This window comes from Nocardioides sp. R-C-SC26 (genome assembly GCF_021246465.1).
Classification (GTDB): Bacteria; Actinomycetota; Actinomycetes; order Propionibacteriales; family Nocardioidaceae; genus Nocardioides.
Genome location: NZ_JAHRHK010000010.1, coordinates 137,375 through 154,967, shown reverse-complemented (window position 1 = coordinate 154,967; position 17,593 = coordinate 137,375). Strand labels below are relative to the sequence as shown.

Annotated in this window: 16 protein-coding genes; 10 read left to right on the top strand and 6 right to left on the bottom strand. The window is 70.4% G+C overall.

Annotated elements, in window-relative coordinates:
• Positions 1-126 precede the first annotated feature (126 nt).
• Together KSO97_RS11155 and kstD are read right to left on the bottom strand one after the other, a co-directional pair.
• Positions 127-1,002: a MaoC family dehydratase gene (locus KSO97_RS11155; protein WP_232678837.1), complete on the bottom strand. Its 876-nt coding sequence runs from the start codon at positions 1,000-1,002 to the stop codon at positions 127-129.
• A complete protein-coding gene (gene kstD / locus KSO97_RS11150; protein WP_232678835.1) occupies positions 1,002-2,726 on the bottom strand; it encodes a 3-oxosteroid 1-dehydrogenase in 1,725 nt (574 codons plus the stop codon). The genes KSO97_RS11155 and kstD overlap by 1 nt, the downstream gene beginning before the upstream one ends.
• 35 nt (positions 2,727-2,761) lie before the next feature.
• On the opposite strand from kstD, the gene KSO97_RS11145 reads away from it, so the two are divergent.
• From KSO97_RS11145 to KSO97_RS11110, 8 genes are all read left to right on the top strand, one after another.
• A complete protein-coding gene (locus KSO97_RS11145) occupies positions 2,762-3,583 on the top strand; it encodes a 2-keto-4-pentenoate hydratase (protein WP_232678833.1) in 822 nt (273 codons plus the stop codon).
• A 16-nt stretch (positions 3,584-3,599) separates the two neighbouring features.
• On the top strand, positions 3,600-4,523 hold the full coding sequence (locus KSO97_RS11140; protein WP_308188292.1) for an acetaldehyde dehydrogenase (acetylating): 924 nt from the start codon (positions 3,600-3,602) through the stop codon (positions 4,521-4,523).
• A gap of 1 nt (position 4,524) precedes the next feature.
• Positions 4,525-5,616, top strand: coding sequence for a 4-hydroxy-2-oxovalerate aldolase (dmpG, locus tag KSO97_RS11135; protein WP_232678831.1), 1,092 nt, complete (start codon positions 4,525-4,527; stop codon positions 5,614-5,616).
• A gap of 95 nt (positions 5,617-5,711) precedes the next feature.
• Positions 5,712-6,599, top strand: a complete 888-nt coding sequence (locus KSO97_RS11130) for an alpha/beta fold hydrolase (RefSeq protein ID WP_232678829.1) — start codon at positions 5,712-5,714, stop codon at positions 6,597-6,599.
• 204 nt (positions 6,600-6,803) lie between these two features.
• Complete coding sequence (gene hsaA / locus KSO97_RS11125) at positions 6,804-7,970, top strand: 3-hydroxy-9,10-secoandrosta-1,3,5(10)-triene-9,17-dione monooxygenase oxygenase subunit (RefSeq protein WP_232678827.1); 1,167 nt, start codon at positions 6,804-6,806, stop codon at positions 7,968-7,970.
• A 71-nt stretch (positions 7,971-8,041) separates the two neighbouring features.
• Complete coding sequence (hsaD, locus tag KSO97_RS11120; RefSeq protein ID WP_232678825.1) at positions 8,042-8,932, top strand: 4,5:9,10-diseco-3-hydroxy-5,9,17-trioxoandrosta-1(10),2-diene-4-oate hydrolase; 891 nt, start codon at positions 8,042-8,044, stop codon at positions 8,930-8,932.
• Positions 8,929-9,828: an iron-dependent extradiol dioxygenase HsaC gene (hsaC, locus tag KSO97_RS11115; protein WP_308188290.1), complete on the top strand. Its 900-nt coding sequence runs from the start codon at positions 8,929-8,931 to the stop codon at positions 9,826-9,828. The genes hsaD and hsaC overlap by 4 nt, the downstream gene beginning before the upstream one ends.
• 17 nt (positions 9,829-9,845) lie before the next feature.
• Positions 9,846-10,517 (top strand): flavin reductase family protein, encoded by a 672-nt coding sequence (locus KSO97_RS11110; protein WP_232678823.1) that lies wholly within the window; start codon positions 9,846-9,848, stop codon positions 10,515-10,517.
• Between the two features lie 309 nt (positions 10,518-10,826).
• Here KSO97_RS11110 and KSO97_RS11105 read toward each other — a convergent pair whose 3' ends face one another.
• Genes KSO97_RS11105 through KSO97_RS11090 form a run of 4 tightly spaced genes read right to left on the bottom strand, consistent with a single transcriptional unit; the run spans position 10,827 to position 15,486 of the window.
• A complete protein-coding gene (locus KSO97_RS11105; protein ID WP_232678821.1) occupies positions 10,827-11,813 on the bottom strand; it encodes an acyl-CoA dehydrogenase family protein in 987 nt (328 codons plus the stop codon).
• On the bottom strand, positions 11,813-12,736 hold the full coding sequence (locus KSO97_RS11100; RefSeq protein ID WP_232678819.1) for an acyl-CoA dehydrogenase family protein: 924 nt from the start codon (positions 12,734-12,736) through the stop codon (positions 11,813-11,815). Before KSO97_RS11100 ends, KSO97_RS11105 begins: the two co-directional genes overlap by 1 nt.
• Positions 12,733-13,887, bottom strand: a complete 1,155-nt coding sequence (locus KSO97_RS11095) for an acyl-CoA dehydrogenase family protein (RefSeq protein WP_232678817.1) — start codon at positions 13,885-13,887, stop codon at positions 12,733-12,735. The genes KSO97_RS11100 and KSO97_RS11095 overlap by 4 nt, the downstream gene beginning before the upstream one ends.
• Before the next feature lie 3 nt (positions 13,888-13,890).
• Positions 13,891-15,486 carry a FadD3 family acyl-CoA ligase gene (locus tag KSO97_RS11090; RefSeq protein ID WP_232678815.1) on the bottom strand — a complete coding sequence of 532 codons (1,596 nt, stop codon included), beginning with the start codon at positions 15,484-15,486 and terminating at the stop codon, positions 13,891-13,893.
• A 36-nt stretch (positions 15,487-15,522) separates the two neighbouring features.
• On the opposite strand from KSO97_RS11090, the gene KSO97_RS11085 reads away from it, so the two are divergent.
• Both KSO97_RS11085 and KSO97_RS11080 read left to right on the top strand, forming a co-directional pair.
• Positions 15,523-16,779: an acyl-CoA dehydrogenase family protein gene (locus KSO97_RS11085; RefSeq protein WP_232678813.1), complete on the top strand. Its 1,257-nt coding sequence runs from the start codon at positions 15,523-15,525 to the stop codon at positions 16,777-16,779.
• Positions 16,780-17,592 (top strand): SDR family oxidoreductase, encoded by an 813-nt coding sequence (locus KSO97_RS11080; RefSeq protein WP_232678812.1) that lies wholly within the window; start codon positions 16,780-16,782, stop codon positions 17,590-17,592.
• Position 17,593: the final 1 nt, after the last annotated feature.

Sequence of the window (17,593 nt, the reverse complement as noted above, 5' to 3'; positions counted from 1 at the left end):
CGCCGTCCACGCCGGCCCACGCACCGCCGCCCCGCGTTGACCCGTCTTCAACGAGAGACGGCTCAACGCGCCATGGGGGGTTGACCCGTCTCCAGTTGAAGACGGGTCAACGCCTGGCGCGCGACGTCAGAGGGTGACGGCGCAGTCGGCGAGCACGGGGGAGCCGTCGCGGTCCCCACCGACGATCGCAGCCGAGGCCACGACCTGCCCGTCCTCGCGCCACGCGCGCACGCCGATGGTCTCGCCGGGGAAGACGACGCCGGCGAAGCGCGCCGTGAAGCCGCGGACGGCGGCGGCGTCGCCGTCGAGCAGACCGTCGGTGAGCTCGCGCAGCACGATGCCGTAGGAGCACAGGCCGTGCAGGATCGGTGCCGGGAAGCCCGCCCCGCGGGCGAATGCCGGGTCGGCGTGGAGCGGGTTGCGGTCGCCGCAGAGTCGATAGAGCATCGCCTGCTGCGGTGTGACGTCGTAGGTGGTCACCAGGTCGGGCTCGCGCTCGGGCAGCGTCACCGACGTCGAGGTGCCGCGGTCGCCGCCCCAGCCTCCCTCGCCCTTGACGAAGATCGAGGAGCGCACCCGCCACAGCTCCTGGCCGGACGGCGACGTCGCGACGCCCTCCTGCCAGATCACGGCAGCCTTGCCCTTGTCCCACACGTCGGTGAGCGTGGTGGTCAGGGTGGCGCTGCCCGACGTCGGCAGCGGGGCCGAGACCGAGATGGACTGTGCGCCATGCACCACCTGGGCGAGGTTGATGTCGCAGCCGGGCAGGTCCAGCGGCGGCGGGTCCGTCTCGTGGAAGGTCGGTACGACGACGCCGAACGACGGCAACACCTGGAGTCGCTCGTCGTCCAGGGTGTAGCGCAGCGCCGACGGCGCGAGGTTGTCCCCGACTCGGGAGCCGGCGCCGATGCCGAGGTGGTAGAGCAGCACGTCGCTGGCGTTCCAGGTGAACTCCCGGGTACCGACGTGGGCCCCGATCGCGACGGACGGGTCGATCGGCATCAGGCGGTCTCCTCGATCGGGCTGGACGGCGTGGGCGTGGCAGGTGTGGCGCGGGCGATGTCCTCCGCGGCCAGGTAGCCGAAGACCAGCGCGGGACCGATGGTGCCGCCGGGGCCCGGGTAGGTGGTGCCCATGACGGCCGACGAGACGTTGCCGGCGGCGTAGAGACCCTCGATCACGGAGCCGTCCTCACGCAGCACGCGGGCGCGCTCGTCGGTGACCAGTCCGCCCTTCGTGCCGAGGTCGCCGGCGACGATCTTCACGGCGTAGAACGGTCCCTTCTGGATCGGGGCGAGGGAGCAGTTCGGCTTCACCGTCGGGTCGGAGTAGTACTTGTCGTAGGCCGATTCGCCGCGATGGAAGTCCTCATCGACACCGCTGCGGGCGAAGCCGTTGAACCGCTCGACCGTGGCGTCCAGCGAGCCCTCGGGCAGACCGAGCTTCTCCGCGAGCGCCGCGAGCGAGTCCGCGCGGGTGACCACTCCCTCCTTGTACCAACGGCCGGGGAAGGGCTGGCGGCCGGCGACTCCGGCGAAGAGGTAGCGGTTGCGGTAGGTCTGGTCGAAGACCAGGTAGGACGGCACGTGGCTGACGCCGGTGGCCTCGCCCTCGTACATGGCGTGGGTCGCCTCGACGTAGGGCAGCGCCTCGTTCATGTACCGCTGTCCGGCGCCGTTGACCATGATCGAGCCGGGCAGGTTGCGCTCGGCCAGGCAGAACCAGGCACGTCCCGGCAGTGGGATGGTCGGGCCCCACCAGGCGTCGTCGAGCAGGTCGGTCGCCGCGCCTGCGGCCGTGCCGGCCACGAGGCCGCCGCCGGTGTTGGACGGCGCGCCCGTCGACCACTCCGTGTTGGTGGGCGCCGGCAGGAACTTCTCACGCAGCTCCTGGTTGTGCTCGAAGCCGCCCGAGCCCAGGATCACGCCGCGACGTGCCCGGATCTCGCGCCGGACGCCGTCGCGCTCGACCACGACGCCGACGACGCGGCCGTCCTCGACGAGCAGGTCGACCAGGTCGGTCTCGTAGGCGACGGGAACACCGGCGTCGACCAGGCCCTTGCGCAGGCCGATCGCGATGGCGTTGCCCATCGCGAACATCTTCTTGCGCAGCATCAGGGTGACCATCCGCTTGAACAGGACCCTGATCATGGTGAGCGGGCCACCGAGCGTGCGCAGGCCGAGGCTGAGCTTGCGGAAGTCACGCTGCATCACGATCAGGTTGGCGGGCGCCTTGGTGTAGGCCGGGTGCAGCCGATCGAGCTCGTCACCGAGGAAGCGCGCATCCATCGGCACCGCCTCCACGCTGCGACCGCGGGCGCGGCCTCCTGCCTGCTCGGGCAGGTAGTCGGCGTACTCGGGCACCCAGACGAAGCGCAGCGGGGTCTTCTGCTTGATGAACTCCAGCACCTCGGGGCCACGGTCGAGGTAGGTGTCGCGCCGCACCTTGGGCACGCGGTCGCCCACGATGGTGTCGAGGTAGAGCCGGGCCTGCTCGCGGTCGTCGGCAGCCACCTCGCCGGCCTCCTCGAGCGCGTAGTTGCCCGGGATCCAGACTCCGCCGCCGGAGCGGGCGGTGTTGCCGCCGAAGTAGGCGCTCTTCTCGATCAGCACGGTGTCGAGGCCCTGGTGGGAGGCGGCGAGAGCGGCAGACATGCCGGCTCCGCCCGCGCCCACGACCACGACATCGACAGCTTCGGGCAGCACGCCCGTGGAACCACCCGTCATGGCGCGAAACTGTAACAGGTTCTAGTATTGGCCAGGTGACCTCCGAGGATGCGATCTCAGCAGCCGTCGAGCGGTTGGCGCAGGCTCAGGAGACCCGGGTCCCGTGTGCCGCCGTGCGCGACCTCATCGGCACCGACGACCTGCCCGCGGCCTACGCCGTCCAGCAGGGTCTGGTGCGAGCCCGCCTCGACGGCGGCGCCGTCGTGGTCGGTCGCAAGATCGGCGCGACGTCGAAAGCGGTGCAGGACCAGCTCGGCGTCGACCAGCCCGACTTCGGCTACCTGCTCGACGACATGGATGTCAGCTACGGCGCGCTCGGCGAGGCGGACGGCGGGCGGCCGATCTCGATGCGCACGCTCGTGCAGCCGCGGGTCGAGGCCGAGGTCGCCTTCGTGCTCGCCCGCGACATCGCACCGGCGACCGAGGAGGAGATCACCCTCGACGCCGTGCGCGCCGCGGTCGACGTGGCGTTGCCCGCGCTGGAGATCGTCGACTCGCGGATCGAGAACTGGGACATCGCGTTCACCGACACCGTGGCCGACAACGCCTCCAGCGGGCTCTTCGTCGTCGGCACCGCGGGCCGCCCGCTCAGCGAGGTCGAGCCGGTGGAGGTGGAGATGTCGTTGAGCATCAACGGCGAGGTCCGCTCGAGCGGCAACGGCGCCGCCTGCCTGGGCGACCCGCTCGAGGCGTTGCGGTGGCTCGCCGTCCAGGCCTGGCGCTTCGGTGATCCGCTGCGTGCCGGTCATCTGATCCTGTCCGGGGCGCTAGGCCCCTTCGTGCCGTTCGCGCCGGGTGACCGGGTCGAGGCATCCATCAGCGGATTCGCTCCGCTCGTTGTCAGTTTCACCGAGTGAAGTTCGAGGAGTAGACGTGACGACTGGTTCTACCGGCGGCAAGCTCACCGCGGCCATCGTCGGGCCGGGCAACATCGGCACCGACCTGATGTACAAGCTGCTGCGCAGCGACGTGATCGAGCCGCGTTGGATGATCGGCGTCGACCCGACGTCCGAGGGCCTCAAGCTCGCTCGGGAGAAGGGTCTGGAGGCCAGCCACGAAGGTGTCGACTGGCTGCTCAAGCAGGACGTCATGCCCGACCTGATCTTCGAGGCGACCTCGGCCTACGTGCACCGCGAGTACGCGCCGCGCTACGCCGAGGCCGGCATCGTCGCCGTCGACCTCACGCCGGCCGCCGTCGGCCCCGCGGTGATCCCGCCGGTCAACGGCGAGGAGCACGTGGCCGCGCCGAACGTCAACATGATCACCTGCGGTGGCCAGGCGACGATCCCGATGGTCGCCGCGGTCTCGCGGGCCGCGGAGGTCTCCTACGCCGAGATCGTGGCTTCGGTCTCCAGCGTCTCGGCCGGACCGGGCACACGCGCCAACATCGACGAGTTCACCCGGACGACGAGTCGCGGCGTGACCGAGATCGGCGGGGCCAAGGAGGGCAAGGCGATCATCATCTTGAATCCGGCCGAGCCGCCGATGATCATGCGCGACACGATTTTCTGCGCCGCCGCACCCGATTCGGACCGCGATGCGATCGTCAACTCGGTCTTCGCGATGGAGAAGGCCGTCCAGGAGTACGTGCCCGGCTACCGGCTGCTGCAGGAGCCCCAGCTCGACGAGCCGTCGGCGGCGACCCGGGGGCAGCTGAAGGTCTCGATCTTCGTCGAGGTCGAGGGCGCCGGCGACTTCCTGCCGCCGTACGCCGGCAACCTCGACATCATGACCGCGGCCGCGACCCAGGTCGCCCAGAACATCGCGCGCGCCAAGCTGGCGTCGGGAGGGAACTGACATGTCCGACCTGAACACGCTCACTCGTACCTGGGCGGGAACGCACGGCACCGACCTGTTCGGCGACATCGACCTTCGCCTGACCGACACCTGCCTGCGCGACGGCTCGCACCACAAGCGGCACCAGTTCACCGCGCAGGAGGTCGAGGACATCGTCCGTGCCCTCGACGAGTCCGGCGTCCCGGTGATCGAGGTGACCCACGGCGACGGCCTGGGCGGCTCGTCCTTCAACTACGGCTTCTCCCACACCCCGGAGCAGGAGCTCATCAAGATCGCGGCGCAGACCGCGAAGCGCGCCAAGATCGCCTTCCTGATGCTGCCGGGGCTCGGCACCAAGGAGGACATCCGCGCGGCGCAGGACAACGGCGGCCAGATCTGCCGGATCGCCACGCACTGCACCGAGGCGGACGTCGCCATCCAGCACTTCGGTCTGGCGCGCGAGCTCGGCCTCGAGACGGTCGGCTTCCTGATGATGAGCCACACGCAGAGCCCCGAGGTGCTCGCCCGGCAGGCGCGCATCATGGTGGACGCCGGGTGCCAGTGCGTCTACGTCGTCGACTCCGCCGGTGCGCTCGTGCTCGAGCAGACCGCCGACCGCGTCGCTGCTGTCGTCGCCGAGATCGGGCACCAGGCCGACGTCGGGTTCCACGGGCACGAGAACCTCGGCCTCGGCGTGGCCAACACCGTCATCGCCGCCCGGGCGGGCGCGACCCAGATCGACGGCTCGGTGCGGCGATTCGGCGCCGGTGCGGGCAACGCGCCGCTCGAGGCGTTCATCGGCGTGTGCGACAAGCTCGGCTGGAAGACCGGCGTGGACTTCCTGCAGATCGTCGACGCCTCCGAGGACGTCATCCGCCCGGCGATGCCGGAGGAGTGCAAGCTCGACCGGATGACGCTCATGATGGGCTACGCCGGCGTCTACTCCTCCTTCCTCAAGCACGCGGGCAACGCCGCCGAGCGCTACGGCGTCTCGGGCGCGAAGATCCTGCTGGAGGCGGGCAACCGCAAGCTGATCGGCGGCCAGGAGGACCAGCTCATCGACATCGCGCTGATGCTCAAGGCCGAGCAGGACAAGGCCGCGGCCAACAGCTGACGAGGCGTTCCCCGACGAATGGGGGCCGATCGGGGGAGGAAATCTCCTCCGATCGGAGGGTGGCGCGGGCCGCTTGCTGGCGCTAGCGTGACACCGTGTCGCAGACAACGTCGTCAGCAGCCCGCTCGCGCGCCTCGCGCCGGGCCCTCCCGGTTCCCGCTCCCACGGTGCACGTCGGATCCGGGGAGCCCCTGCTCCTGCTCCACCCGTTCACGACGTCGCACGACGTCTGGGCCGAGGTGGTGCCGACGCTCGCGCGCGAGTTCGAGGTCGTCGCGGCGACGCTGCCGGGCCACTGGGGCGGCAGCCCCCTCGCGCGCGGCGACGTCTCGCTGACGGCCTACGCGGACGGCGTCGAGGCGCTGCTCGACGAGCTCGGCTGGGAGACCGCGCACATCGCCGGCAACTCGATCGGCGGCTGGCTCGCTTTCGAGATGGCGCGGCGCGGCCGGGCCAGGTCGGTCACCGCCATCGCACCGGCGGGCGCGTGGACTCGCTGGTCGCGCAACCAGGTCGAGATCGGCCTGCGCTTCCTCGCGATCTACCCATTCGCGCTCCTGGGCCACGCACTGGGTGAGCACGTCACCCGGCTGGGGCCGGTGACCTCGGCGGCCCTGAAGATCGTCAGCCACCGACCCGGCCGAGTCTCGCCCGAACGCGCCGACAACTTCCTGCGTGCCTCCACGCACTGCGCCTCGTTCTTCCCGTTCCTGATCTCCGAGCTGCGCCACGGCAAGGTGGTCGACGTCGCGGGCCTCGACCGCGAGGTGCCCATCAGGCTCGTGCTCTGCGAGCACGACCACATCCTCCCGGTCAGCCGATTCGGCCAGCCCTACGTCGACGCCCTGCCCGACGCCGACCATGTGATGCTCGAGGACGTCGGCCACATCCCGATGTTCGAGGCGCCGGATCTGGTCGCCGACGTCATCCTCGAGCATGTCCGCGCTCACGCGACCTCGCGCATCCACGCCGACACCGCCTAGGTGGAGCGGGTCGTCAGGTCGGCTGCAGGGGGTCGATCACTGGCCTAGCCCCCCGGGGCGGGTCGCGTGCCCGAGCGAGACTGGTGGACCGGCCCCAGGGACTCCACGCTCGGCGCTCGACGACGCCGCACCACGCCGGCGGTACTCGCACAAAACGAGAACGTGTTCTAGTCTTGAGACTTCTGATCCGACAGGAGTCTTGCGATGTCCCAGGCTGTGCTCGACGGCGTGCGCGATCTGTTGCCGACGCTGCGTCAGCGCGCCGACGAGGCTGAGCGGCTGCGCGTGGTCCCGGAGGCCTCGATCAAGGAGCTGGCGGAGACCGGCTTCTTCCGGATGCTCCAGCCCCGCCGCTTCGACGGTCTCGAGGCCGACCCCGTCGACTTCTACACCGCCGTCGCCGACATCGCGTCCGCCTGCGGCTCGACCGGGTGGGTCTCCAGCGTCGTCGGCGTGCACCCGTGGCAGGTCGCGCTCTTCAGCGACGAGGCGCAGCAGGCGGTGTGGGGGAGCGACACCGCGACCCTGTTGAGCTCCTCCTACTCCCCGACGGGCAAGGCGACCCAGGTCGAGGGTGGCTACCTCCTGTCGGGCAAGTGGAGCTTCTCCTCTGGTTGCGATCACTGCCAGTGGGCCCTCCTGGGCGGGCTGGTGTTCAACGCCGAGGGTCAGGTGGTCGACTTCAAGACCTTCCTGGTGCCGCGCGAGAGCTACACCATCGTCGATGTGTGGCACATGGTCGGGCTCGCCGGTACCGGCTCCAACGACATCGTGGTGGACGACGTCTTCGTGCCTCACGCGTTCACCCTCAGCATGGGTGAGACCGGCCAGTGCCGTGGCCCGGGTCAGGCGGAGAACACCGCGGACCTCTACAAACTGCCGTTCCACTCGATCTTCACCGGCACGATCACGGTGCCGATCATCGGGATGGCGCGTGGCGCCTACGCCGAGCATCTGGAGATGCAGAGCAAGCGCGTCCGCGCCGCTTACCTGGGGGAGAAGGCCTCGCTCGACCCCTTCGCGGCCGTGCGGATCGCCCGGTCCGGCTCCGACATCGACGCCGCCTGGGCGCTGCTGGTCGCCAACCTCCGTGAGGCCCAGGGCTACGTCGCCCGCGGAGAGACCATTCCGCTGCGTACCCGGCTCAAGGTCCGACGCGACCAGGTGCTCGGCACCCAGCGTGCCATCGACGCCGTCGATGCGCTCTTCGAGGCCTCCGGTGGCCGCGCGCTGGCGGTGGGGACTCCGCTCCAGCGCGCCTGGCGCGATGCCCATGCCGGCCGGGTCCACGCGGCCAACGACCCCGAGCGCGCGCTCCAGCTCTTCGGTGCCCACGAGTTCGGGCACCAGATCGACCCCGGCATGTACTGATGCCGGCAGCCCCGGCACCGTCATCAGCAACGAGACACGACCCCCAGTCGAACACGAGAGAACTGACCACGATGAGCGACTTCTCCAAAGAGGGCACCCGCCGCTCCGGCAAGGCCGGCGACATCACCCTGAACTACTACGAAGCCGGTGAGGCTCGCGCTGAGATCGGCGCCGGTCTCCCGTTGGTGATGCTGCACGGCGGCGGTCCGGGCGCGAGCGCCTGGTCGAACTTCGGGCCCGCTCTGCCTCACTTCGCCTCGAGCTTCCGCACGCTGCTCGTCGACCAGCCCGGCTTCGGGCAGTCCGACAAGCCCGACGTCGTGGGGAACTACTACCGCCACTCCGCCGACTACGTCGTGAAGCTGATGGACGAGCTCGGCGTGGAGAAGGCACACCTCCTCGGCAACAGCCTCGGCGGCGGGACGGCGATGCGTCTCGCGCTGACCTATCCCGACCGTGTCGGTCGCCTGGTCCTGATGGGCCCCGGCGGACTCTCGCTCAACCTGTTCCACGCCGACCCGACCGAGGGCGTCAAGCGGCTGATGGACTTCAGTGGCGCGCCGAGCCGTGAGGCCCTGCGGGCCTTTATCTCCACCATGGTCGTCAACCAGGCACTGGTCACCGACGAACTGGTCGAGGAGCGGTTCGCCGACGCGACGGCGCCCGGCGCCCAGGACGCCATGCGCCAGATGGGCATGTCCTTCTGGAACCCCGCGACCGCCGAGGACGGCATGCTCTGGCGTGAGGCACACACGCTGCGCAAGCACACCCTGCTCACCTGGGGCCGCGAAGACCGGGTCAACCCGCTCGACGGTGCGTTGGTCGGCCTGAAGACCATCCCGAAGGCGCAGCTGCACGTCTTCCCCAACTGCGGTCACTGGGCCCAGATCGAGGCGGCCGCCGAGTTCGCCGAGATCACCACGGCCTTCCTGGCCCGCCACGTCGAGAGGAGCGCATCGTGACGATCGACATCAAGTCGATGGGCTATGTCCGTGTCGCGTCGACCGATCTGTCCCAGTGGGAGACCTTCGCCGGCAAGGTGCTCGGGCTCGCCGCGGCCAAGGGCCCGAACGCCGAGAACCAGTACTGGCGCATCGACCAGGTCTCGGCGCGTCTGGTCGTCGTCCCCTCCGATCGCGACGAGCTGATGGCCACTGGGTGGGAGTTGGCCGACCATCAGGCACTGCAGGAGGCTCGCGAGCACCTGCAGAAGGCCGGCGTCGCGTTCGAGGAGGGCACTGCGGAGGAGCTCGCCGAGCGTCGCGTCCAGGAGCTGGTGCGCTTCAGCGACCCGTGGGACAACGTGTTCGAGCTCTTCCACGGCATCACCTACGAGTCCCGGCCGATCGTCACGCCGTACGCCGCGAAGTTCGTCACCGCCGATCAGGGCATGGGGCACATCGTCGTCCCGGTGCTGGACGACGTCGAGGCCCTGCGGTTCTACACCGAGGTGCTCGGCTTCCGCCTGCGCGACTCGATGAGCATGCCCGGTGAGTTCGTCGGCAAGGAGCCGGGCTCGAAGATCTGGCTCCGATTCCTCGGCGTCAACCCGCGCCACCACTCGCTGGCGTTCCTGCCGATGCCGAACCCGAGCAAGTGCGTGCACATCATGCTCGAGGTCGAGCAGCTCGACGACGTGGGTCGCGCGCTCGAGCGTGTGCGCCGCTACAAGGCACCGTTGTCGGCGACGTTGGGTCGTCACATGAACGACGAGATGGTCTCCTTCTACGTCAAGTCGCCCGGTGGCTTCGACATCGAGTTCGGCACCGAGGGCCTGCGCGTCGAGGACGAGCGGTGGGTCGCGCGCGAGTCGACCGCCGTCTCGTACTGGGGGCACAACTTCGGCGGCGAGAACTAACCGGAAGGATGACCGCCGTGAGCGACTACGCCGATGACGCGGGGCGATCCACGGAGGTCCCGGCGGGCATGCGACCCGATGCCCGCGAGACCTGGCCCAGCCCGGAGCTGATCGAGTCCTGGCTCGGCGACGCCGCCTACGACTTCGAGCTGCGTCCGGGGGAGGACGTCGTCGTGGCCGACGACCCCGAGGCCCAGGCGGCGGCACGACGCTTCCGCGACGTGCTCGGCTGCTTCGCCTCGGGCATCACCGTGATCACCACGATGAGCAACGGCGAACCGGTCGGCATGACCTGCCAGTCGTTCTCCAGCGTCTCGCTCGACCCGCCCCTGGTCACCTTCATCCCCGCGCGCACCTCGCGCGCCTGGCCGCTGATCCAGCGTGCAGGGCGGTTCTGCGTCAACGTCCTCGCCGCGGACCAGGAGCACATCTCGGGCCAGATGGCGACACGCGGCATCGACAAGTTCGCCGGCATCGAGTGGACGCCGGGTGCCGGTACCGGCTCGCCGGTGATCGCCGGCACGCTCGCCCACCTGGACTGCACCATCCACGCGGTGCACGAGGCCGGCGACCACTACGTCGTCATCGGACGGGTCGAGCATCTGGAGATGCACGCCGCCGATGCGGGGTCCCGGGGGGCGACCGAACCGCTGCTCTACTTCAAGGGGCGCTACCGCACCACCGGCTGAGGCTGCCTTGGGCCCACGGTGGTCGAACTTGTCGTGACAGGCTCGATGACCGGGGACACGCAACAGCCCCGTCGGCCCGAGGCCGGCGGGGCTGTGGTGTCTGCGCTCGGCGAGGCAGGTCAGAGCTGGGTGCGTGTGGGGCTCGCGAGCATGCCAGTCGGGTAGTCGTCGTCGGCGGGCGTGTCGAGACTCTCCGTCACGATCTGGGTCTCGTCGATTGAAGTCATGGTCACATCCTAGTGAGGGCGGGCGGGTCGGATTCGTCGTCGCGAACGGTCGGCGATGTCGGATGGGTCACACCCGAGTGGGTCACAGCTCGAGCAGAGCGCGGTGCTCGTGTGCCTGACCGAAGAGCTGGCTCAGCGCGTGTGCGCGCTTGAACACCAGGTGCGCGTCGTGCTCCCAGGTGATCGCGATGCCGCCGTGCAGCTGCACGGTCTCGCCGGCGATGACGTCGAGGGCATCTGAGCAGTAGCTCTTCGCGACGTGTGCCAGGTGCGCCGCCTCCGCCGAGCCCGTCGAGACGGCGTGCGCCGCGCCGAGGTGCGCCGAGCGGCACATCTCCGCGAGCACGAGCATGTCGGCCATCCGGTGCTTGAGCGCCTGGTAGGAGCCGATCGCGCGGCCGAACTGGACGCGTTCCTTGGCGTAGCCCACCGTCATGTCGAGCGCACGCGCGGCAAGCCCGACCTGGAGCGCAGTCGCCCCGACGGCGCCGACGAGCCGGGCGCGCGCCACAGCGGGCTCAGCCGCTCCGGCGGCCCGACGGCCCGCCGCGAGGGCGTCGATGCGGCCCAGCCGCAGTGTCTGGTCCATGGTGCCGAGCCGCTCGCGGGGCGTATCGCCGTCGAACTCGACGAGTCCGCCGTCGCCGACGCCCACCAGGATCGCTGCGTGGTCGACGTCGAGCTGCGGATCCGCGGTCGGCAGGAAGGCGGCAGTCTCACCGGCTGCGATGCGCGGCAGCAGCCGCTGCTTGGCCTCCTCGTCGCCTCCGGCGAGCAGGGCTTCGGCGACGAGGAGGCTGGACAGCAACGGGGCGGGCGCCAGCGACCGGCCGAGCTCCTCGAGCACGATGAGCGACTCCAGCAGCGAGAAGCCCGCGCCGCCGTACTCCTCGGGGATGTTGAGGGCGGCCGCTCCGACCTGCTCCACGAGCGTCTGCCACAGGGCGACGTCGTAGCCGAGATCGCTGTCGATCGCCGTGCGGACGGCGGCGCTGTCGGCGCGCTTGGCGAGCAGCGAGCGCACCATCGCGGCGAGCTCCTGCTGCTCGTCGCTGAGTGCGACCTCCATCAGGCAGCACCCCCGGCGCGCTCGTCGAGCAGTGCGGCCAGCACGACCGCACGGTGGTGGGACGGCGATCCCCACGCGCCGACGAGGGCCCGGATCTTGGTGATCCACAGGCTCAGGTCGAACTCCTGGGTGTAGCCGATGGCGCCGTGGAGCTGCAGGCCCACGCGCGAGGCGCGGTAGGCGGCCTCGGAGGCGGCGATCTTGGCAGCGGAGACGTCGCGGTCGGTCGGGTCGAGCGCCGCGCCGTAGATGAGCGGGCGGGCGAAGTCGAGCACGATCTTGACGTCGGCGAGCTGGTGCTTGAGCGCCTGGTACGACCCGATCTCGCGACCGAACTGCTTGCGCTGCTTGACGTAGGTGACGGTGTCGGCGAGCACCCGCTCGCCCGCGCCGAGCAGCTGGGCGGCCGTGGCGAGGACGGCGAGGCGGTGCGCGGCGTCGAGATCGCCGTCGGCGGGCACAGGTGCCCCTGCGCGTACCGGGCTCAGGCGACGCGCCAGGTCGACCGAACGGCGCGGGTCTCCGGTGACTTCGGCGACGTGCAGCGCGCCGTCCTCCACCAGGTAGACGGCGTCGGCGACATCGGCGTCGAGCGCCAGCGGCACGAGCGGGGGGACGGCGAGCGTCGCGACGCCGTCGACCTCGGCACCGAGGGCGATCGGCAGGTACGCGGCCGACTCCACCCACGGACCGGGGACGGCGTGCCGCCCCAGCGCCTCGAAGGCCAGGCAGACCTCGACCGGCGTCGCCTCGGTGGCGAGCATCGTCAAGCCCTGCTCGGCGAGCCTGGTCCACAGCGTCAGGCCTGCGGCGTGCTCTCCCTCGCCCCAGGATCGCGCGGCGCCGATCGTGTCAGCGGCGGAGAGCAGCGACTCCAGAGAGCCGGCGAAGTCGCGCTGGTCGCCGGTCAGATCGAACTTCACTTCTGGGCTCCCTTGGGTTCGCGGGGGAGGCCGAGGATGCGCTCGGCGATGATGTTGCGCTGGACCTCGTTGGTACCGGCGTAGATCGGACCGGACAGCGAGAAGGTGTAGCCGTCGAGCCAGCGCGACTCCAACTCGCTCTCGGGCCCCAACAGGTCCAGCGCGGTCTCGTGAAGTGCCACGTCCAGCTCGGACCACCAGACCTTGTTCACCGAACCGGCGGCCCCCATCTCGCCGCCGTCGGCGAGCCGGGTGACGGTGCCCCAGGTGTAGAGGCGGTAGGCCTGCGCGCGCAGCCAGGCGTCGACCACGGCGTCGCCGGCGGCCGCGGGGGGCTGCTCGGTCGCGGCGTAGAGGTCGACGAGTCGATCGACAGCGGCGCAGAAGCGTCCGGGGGAGCGCAGCGAGAGACCCCGCTCGTTGCCCGCCGTGCTCATCGCCACCCGCCAGCCGTCACCGGTCGCGCCGAGCACGTCGGAGTCCGGCACGAAGACGTCGTCGAAGAAGACCTCGGCGAAGCCGGCCTCGCCGTCGAGCTGGGCGATCGGGCGCACCGTGATGCCCTCGGCGTCGAGCGGGAACAGGTAGTAGGTCAGCCCGGCGTGCTTCTGGGCCTGCGGGTCCGAGCGGAACAGTCCGAACCCCCAGTGGGCGAGGGCGGCGCGGGAGGACCAGGTCTTCTGGCCGTTGAGCACCCAGCCGCCGCGCTCGTCGTCGCGACGCGCGGTCGACTTCAGCGAGGCGAGGTCGGAGCCCGCCTCGGGCTCGGACCAGCACTGGGCCCAGATCCGCTCACCGGTGGCCATCGTCGGCAGGAAGCGGTCCTGCTGCTCGGGGGTGCCGTGCTCGAAGATGATCGGCGCGAGCAGGAAGATCCCGTTCTGGGAGACCCGGCCCGGTGCTCCGGCGCGGTAGTACTCCTCCTCGAAGATCACCCACTCGATGAGCGAGGCCTCGCGCCCGTGGTACTGCGAGGGCCACGAGACGACCGAGTAGCGCGCTTCGGCGAGCTTGGCCTCCCACTCCTGGTGGAGCACCCAACCCTCCGAGGTGTCCATGGAGGGCAGAGGCTCGGTCGGCACGTTCGCGGCCAGCCAGGCACGTGCCTCGGCTTGGAAGGCGAGCTCGGATGCGGACAGCGTGAGATCCATTTCCTACTTCCCGGTTGCTGCGGAGTGAGCGTCTCGCAGGGCGTTCTTGAGCACCTTGCCGCCGAGGTTGCGTGGCAGGACGTCGACGTGGGCGACGTGGCGGGGCACCTTGAAGTTGGCCAGCCGGTCGCGAGCGAAGGCGATGACGTCGTCCGCGGAGGCCGAGCCGACCACGAACGCCTTGCCGACCTCGCCCATCCGCTCGTCGGGGACGCCGACGACGGCGACGTCGTCCACGCCGTCCAGGCGCATCAGGGCCTGCTCGATCTCGGCCGGATAGACGTTGAATCCGCCGGAGATGTACATGTCCTTGAGGCGGTCGGTGATGCGGAGGTTGCCCGCCTCGTCGACGACCCCGACGTCGCCGGTGTGCAGCCACCCGTCGGCGTCGATCGCCGCGGCGGTGGCCTCCTCGTCGTCGAGGTAGCCGAGCATGACGAAGTCCCCGCGGACGAGGAGCTCGCCCTCGTCGCCCGGCGATGCGGCTCCGTCGATACGGATCTCCATCCCGGGGATCGCCCGCCCGCAGGTGCTCGCGACCGTGTCGGCGGAGTCGCCCTCGCGGCACATCGTGACCACGACGGCCTCGGTCATGCCGAAGGCGGTGACGACCTGGTCGATGCCGAGGCCGGCGGGCGCTGCCTCGCGCATCCGCTCGATCAGGACGACGGGCACGACCGCGGCGCCGGTGACGGCGAGCCGCAATGAGGAGAGGTCGAAGTCGCCGCGGTCGGGTGCGGTCAGCAACGACTGGTAGATCGTCGGCGCACCCGGGAGCACGGTGATGCGCTCGCGCTCGATCAGGCCCATCGTCTCGGCCAGGTCGAAGGTCGCGACCGGATAGAGGGTGGCGCCGGTGAGCAGCCCGACGACGATGCCGATCTTGTAGCCGAAGGAGTGGAAGAACGGGTTGACGACGAGGTAGCGGTCCTCGGCGCGGACGCCGCCCAACTCGGCCCAGGCGCGCGCGACGCCGATCGTCTGCCGGTGCGCTGACATCGCGCCCTTGGAGCGGCCCGTGGTGCCGGAGGTGAAGAGGATGTCGGCGACGTCGCCGTCGGCCACAGCGCCGGCACGGGCGGCGACGGTGTCCGGACCGATCGCCGAGGGGTCGACGTCGGCGAGATCGCCGACGATGCGGACGATGTCGATCACCTCGAGCACGCTTGGGAGGGCCGAAGCCGCGCGGAGTTCTGCGATCTGCGCCTTGCCCAGGAAGCCGTCGGCGACGACGACCAGTGAGGCGCCCGTGCGATCGATGACCTCGGCGACCTCATGGGCGGTGTAGCGCGAGTTCGCCGGCACCACGATGCCGCCGGCGTACGTCACAGCCAGCGCGGCGACCGCCCACTCGATGCTGTTGGGCGCCCAGATCACCGCGCGGAAGCCCGGCTCGGCACCGAGCGCCATGTAGCCACGCGCGACCGAACGCACGCGCTCCGCGAGTCCGGCATAGCTCAGCGTGCGGCCCTCGCCGACGTAGGCGAGGTGATCGCCGAAGCGGACAGCCGCATCGTCGACGAGCCCGGGCAGTGTGACGGGCCGGGTCACGGGCTGGGTCACGACGACGTCCTCCTCCGCGCGCGGCACACTGGCCATCAACCAACCAAGCAATTGCTTGGTAGGGTAGCACCCGTGGACTCCGCCGACATCGCTGCCGAGACGCCCGACTCGCCCACGTCGTTGGGCGAGTCCGGGGCGGACCGGGCGTTCCGTTCCGAGATCCGTCAGTGGCTCGGAGATCACCTGGCCGGGGAATGGGGCGCGCTGAAAGGCCTGGGTGGTCCCGGTCGCGACCATGAGGCGATCGAGGAGCGGCTGGCCTGGAACCGGCACCTGGCCGAGCACGGCTGGACCTGCGTCGGGTGGCCCACCGAGCACGGCGGCCGCGGCCTGAGCCTGTGGCAGCAGGTGATCTTCCACGAGGAGTACGCCCGCGCCGACGCCCCGCACGGCGTCAACCACTTGGGCGAGACGCTGCTCGGCCCGACGCTGATCGCGTTCGGCACACCGGCGCAGCAGGAGCGTTTCCTCCCCAAGATCCTCGCGGTCGAGGAGCTGTGGGCGCAGGGCTACTCCGAGCCCAACGCGGGATCCGACCTCGCCAACGTGCAGACCAAGGCGCGGCTGGTCGACGGCGGCCCGAACGGCGCCGAGTGGATCATCGACGGGCAGAAGGTCTGGACGTCCAACGCCCACTTCTCCCAGTGGGTCTTCGTCATCGCCCGCACCGAGGTCGGTTCTCAACGCCACCAGGGGCTGTCCTTCCTGCTCGTGCCGATCGACCAGGACGGCGTCGACGTGCGGCCCATCGAGCAGCTCACCGGCGGGTCGGAGTTCAACGAGGTGTTCTTCACCGGAGCCCGCACCAGCGCCGACCTGGTGGTCGGCGAACCGGGCCAGGGCTGGGGTGTGGCTATGGGTCTGCTGGGTTTCGAGCGCGGTGTCTCCACGCTCGCCCAGACCGTGACCTACGCCCGCGAGTTGCAGCACGTCGTGGACACGGCACGGCGTACCGGTGCCATCGACGACCCCGTGCTCCGCGATCGCCTCGCGGCCTTGAAGGTCGAGCTCGAGGTCATCCGAGCGCAGGGCCTGCGGGGGCTCTCCCTGCTCACCGGAGGCGAGGACTCCTCGGCCGGCGGCGGCGCGGGATCGATCTTCAAGCTGGTCTGGGCAAACTGGCACCGCCGCCTCGGCGAAGTGGCGATGCAGGTCCTCGCCACCGACGGGCTGACCACGCGCAGCGCTGAGGGCTACGACCTCGACGACCTGCAGCGCCTCTTCCTCTTCTCCCGCGCCGACACCATCTACGGCGGCAGCGACGAGATCCAGAAGAACATCCTGGCCGAGCGGGTGCTCGGCCTGCCTCGCGAACCCAAGGGAGCCTGAATGTCCACGCCCACCACCCCTCGCGCCGAGCAGCCTGCTCCCGACTACGTGCCGGGCCACGACCTGCTCGTCGGCAAGGTCGTCGTCGTCACCGCGGCCGCCGGCGCGGGCATCGGAGCCTCGGTGGTGCGCCGGGTGCTGGAGGAGGGCGCGAAGGCCGTCGTCTTCTCCGACACCCACGAGCGCCGTCTCGCCGAGGCCGAGACCGCCCTCGCGGCCGAGTTCGGGGCCGACCGCGTGCGCCAGCTGGTCTGCGACGTCACCGACGAGGCCCAGGTCACCGCGCTCCTCGACGCCGCCGAGGAGTTCGGTGGGGTCGACATCATGATCAACAACGCCGGGCTCGGTGGCACCGCCAGCGTGCTGGAGATGACCGACGAGGCGTGGAGCAGGGTCCTCGACATCACCCTGACCGGGACGTTCCGATGCGTCCGGGCCGCGGGTCAACGTTTCGTCGCCTCGGGCAAGAAGGGCGTCATCGTCAACAACGCCTCGGTGATCGGCTGGCGTGCCCAGGAGGGCCAGGCGCACTACGCGGCGGCGAAGGCCGGCGTGATGGCGCTGACGCGATGCTCGGCGATCGACCTCGCTCCGCACGGCATCCGGGTGAACGCCGTCAGCCCGAGCCTGGCGATGCACCCGTTCCTGGCGAAGGTGACCAGCGACGAGTTGCTCGCCGAGCTCAAGCAGCGAGAGGCCTTCGGTCGCGCCGCCGAGCCGTGGGAGGTGGCGAACGTGATGGTGTTCCTCGCCAGCGACTACGCCTCGTACATGACCGGCGAGGTCGTCGCCGTCTCCAGCCAGCAGGCCTGAG

Coding starts and splice junctions, on each gene's coding strand:
- KSO97_RS11155 (WP_232678837.1), bottom strand. CDS start 1,002: ATGCCGATCGACCCGTCCGTCGCGATCGGGGCCCACGTCGGTACCCGG.
- kstD (WP_232678835.1), bottom strand. CDS start 2,726: ATGACGGGTGGTTCCACGGGCGTGCTGCCCGAAGCTGTCGATGTCGTG.
- dmpG (WP_232678831.1), top strand. CDS start 4,525: ATGTCCGACCTGAACACGCTCACTCGTACCTGGGCGGGAACGCACGGC.
- hsaA (WP_232678827.1), top strand. CDS start 6,804: ATGTCCCAGGCTGTGCTCGACGGCGTGCGCGATCTGTTGCCGACGCTG.
- hsaD (WP_232678825.1), top strand. CDS start 8,042: ATGAGCGACTTCTCCAAAGAGGGCACCCGCCGCTCCGGCAAGGCCGGC.
- KSO97_RS11105 (WP_232678821.1), bottom strand. CDS start 11,813: ATGGAGGTCGCACTCAGCGACGAGCAGCAGGAGCTCGCCGCGATGGTG.
- KSO97_RS11095 (WP_232678817.1), bottom strand. CDS start 13,887: ATGGATCTCACGCTGTCCGCATCCGAGCTCGCCTTCCAAGCCGAGGCA.
- KSO97_RS11090 (WP_232678815.1), bottom strand. CDS start 15,486: ATGGCCAGTGTGCCGCGCGCGGAGGAGGACGTCGTCGTGACCCAGCCC.
- KSO97_RS11080 (WP_232678812.1), top strand. CDS start 16,780: ATGTCCACGCCCACCACCCCTCGCGCCGAGCAGCCTGCTCCCGACTAC.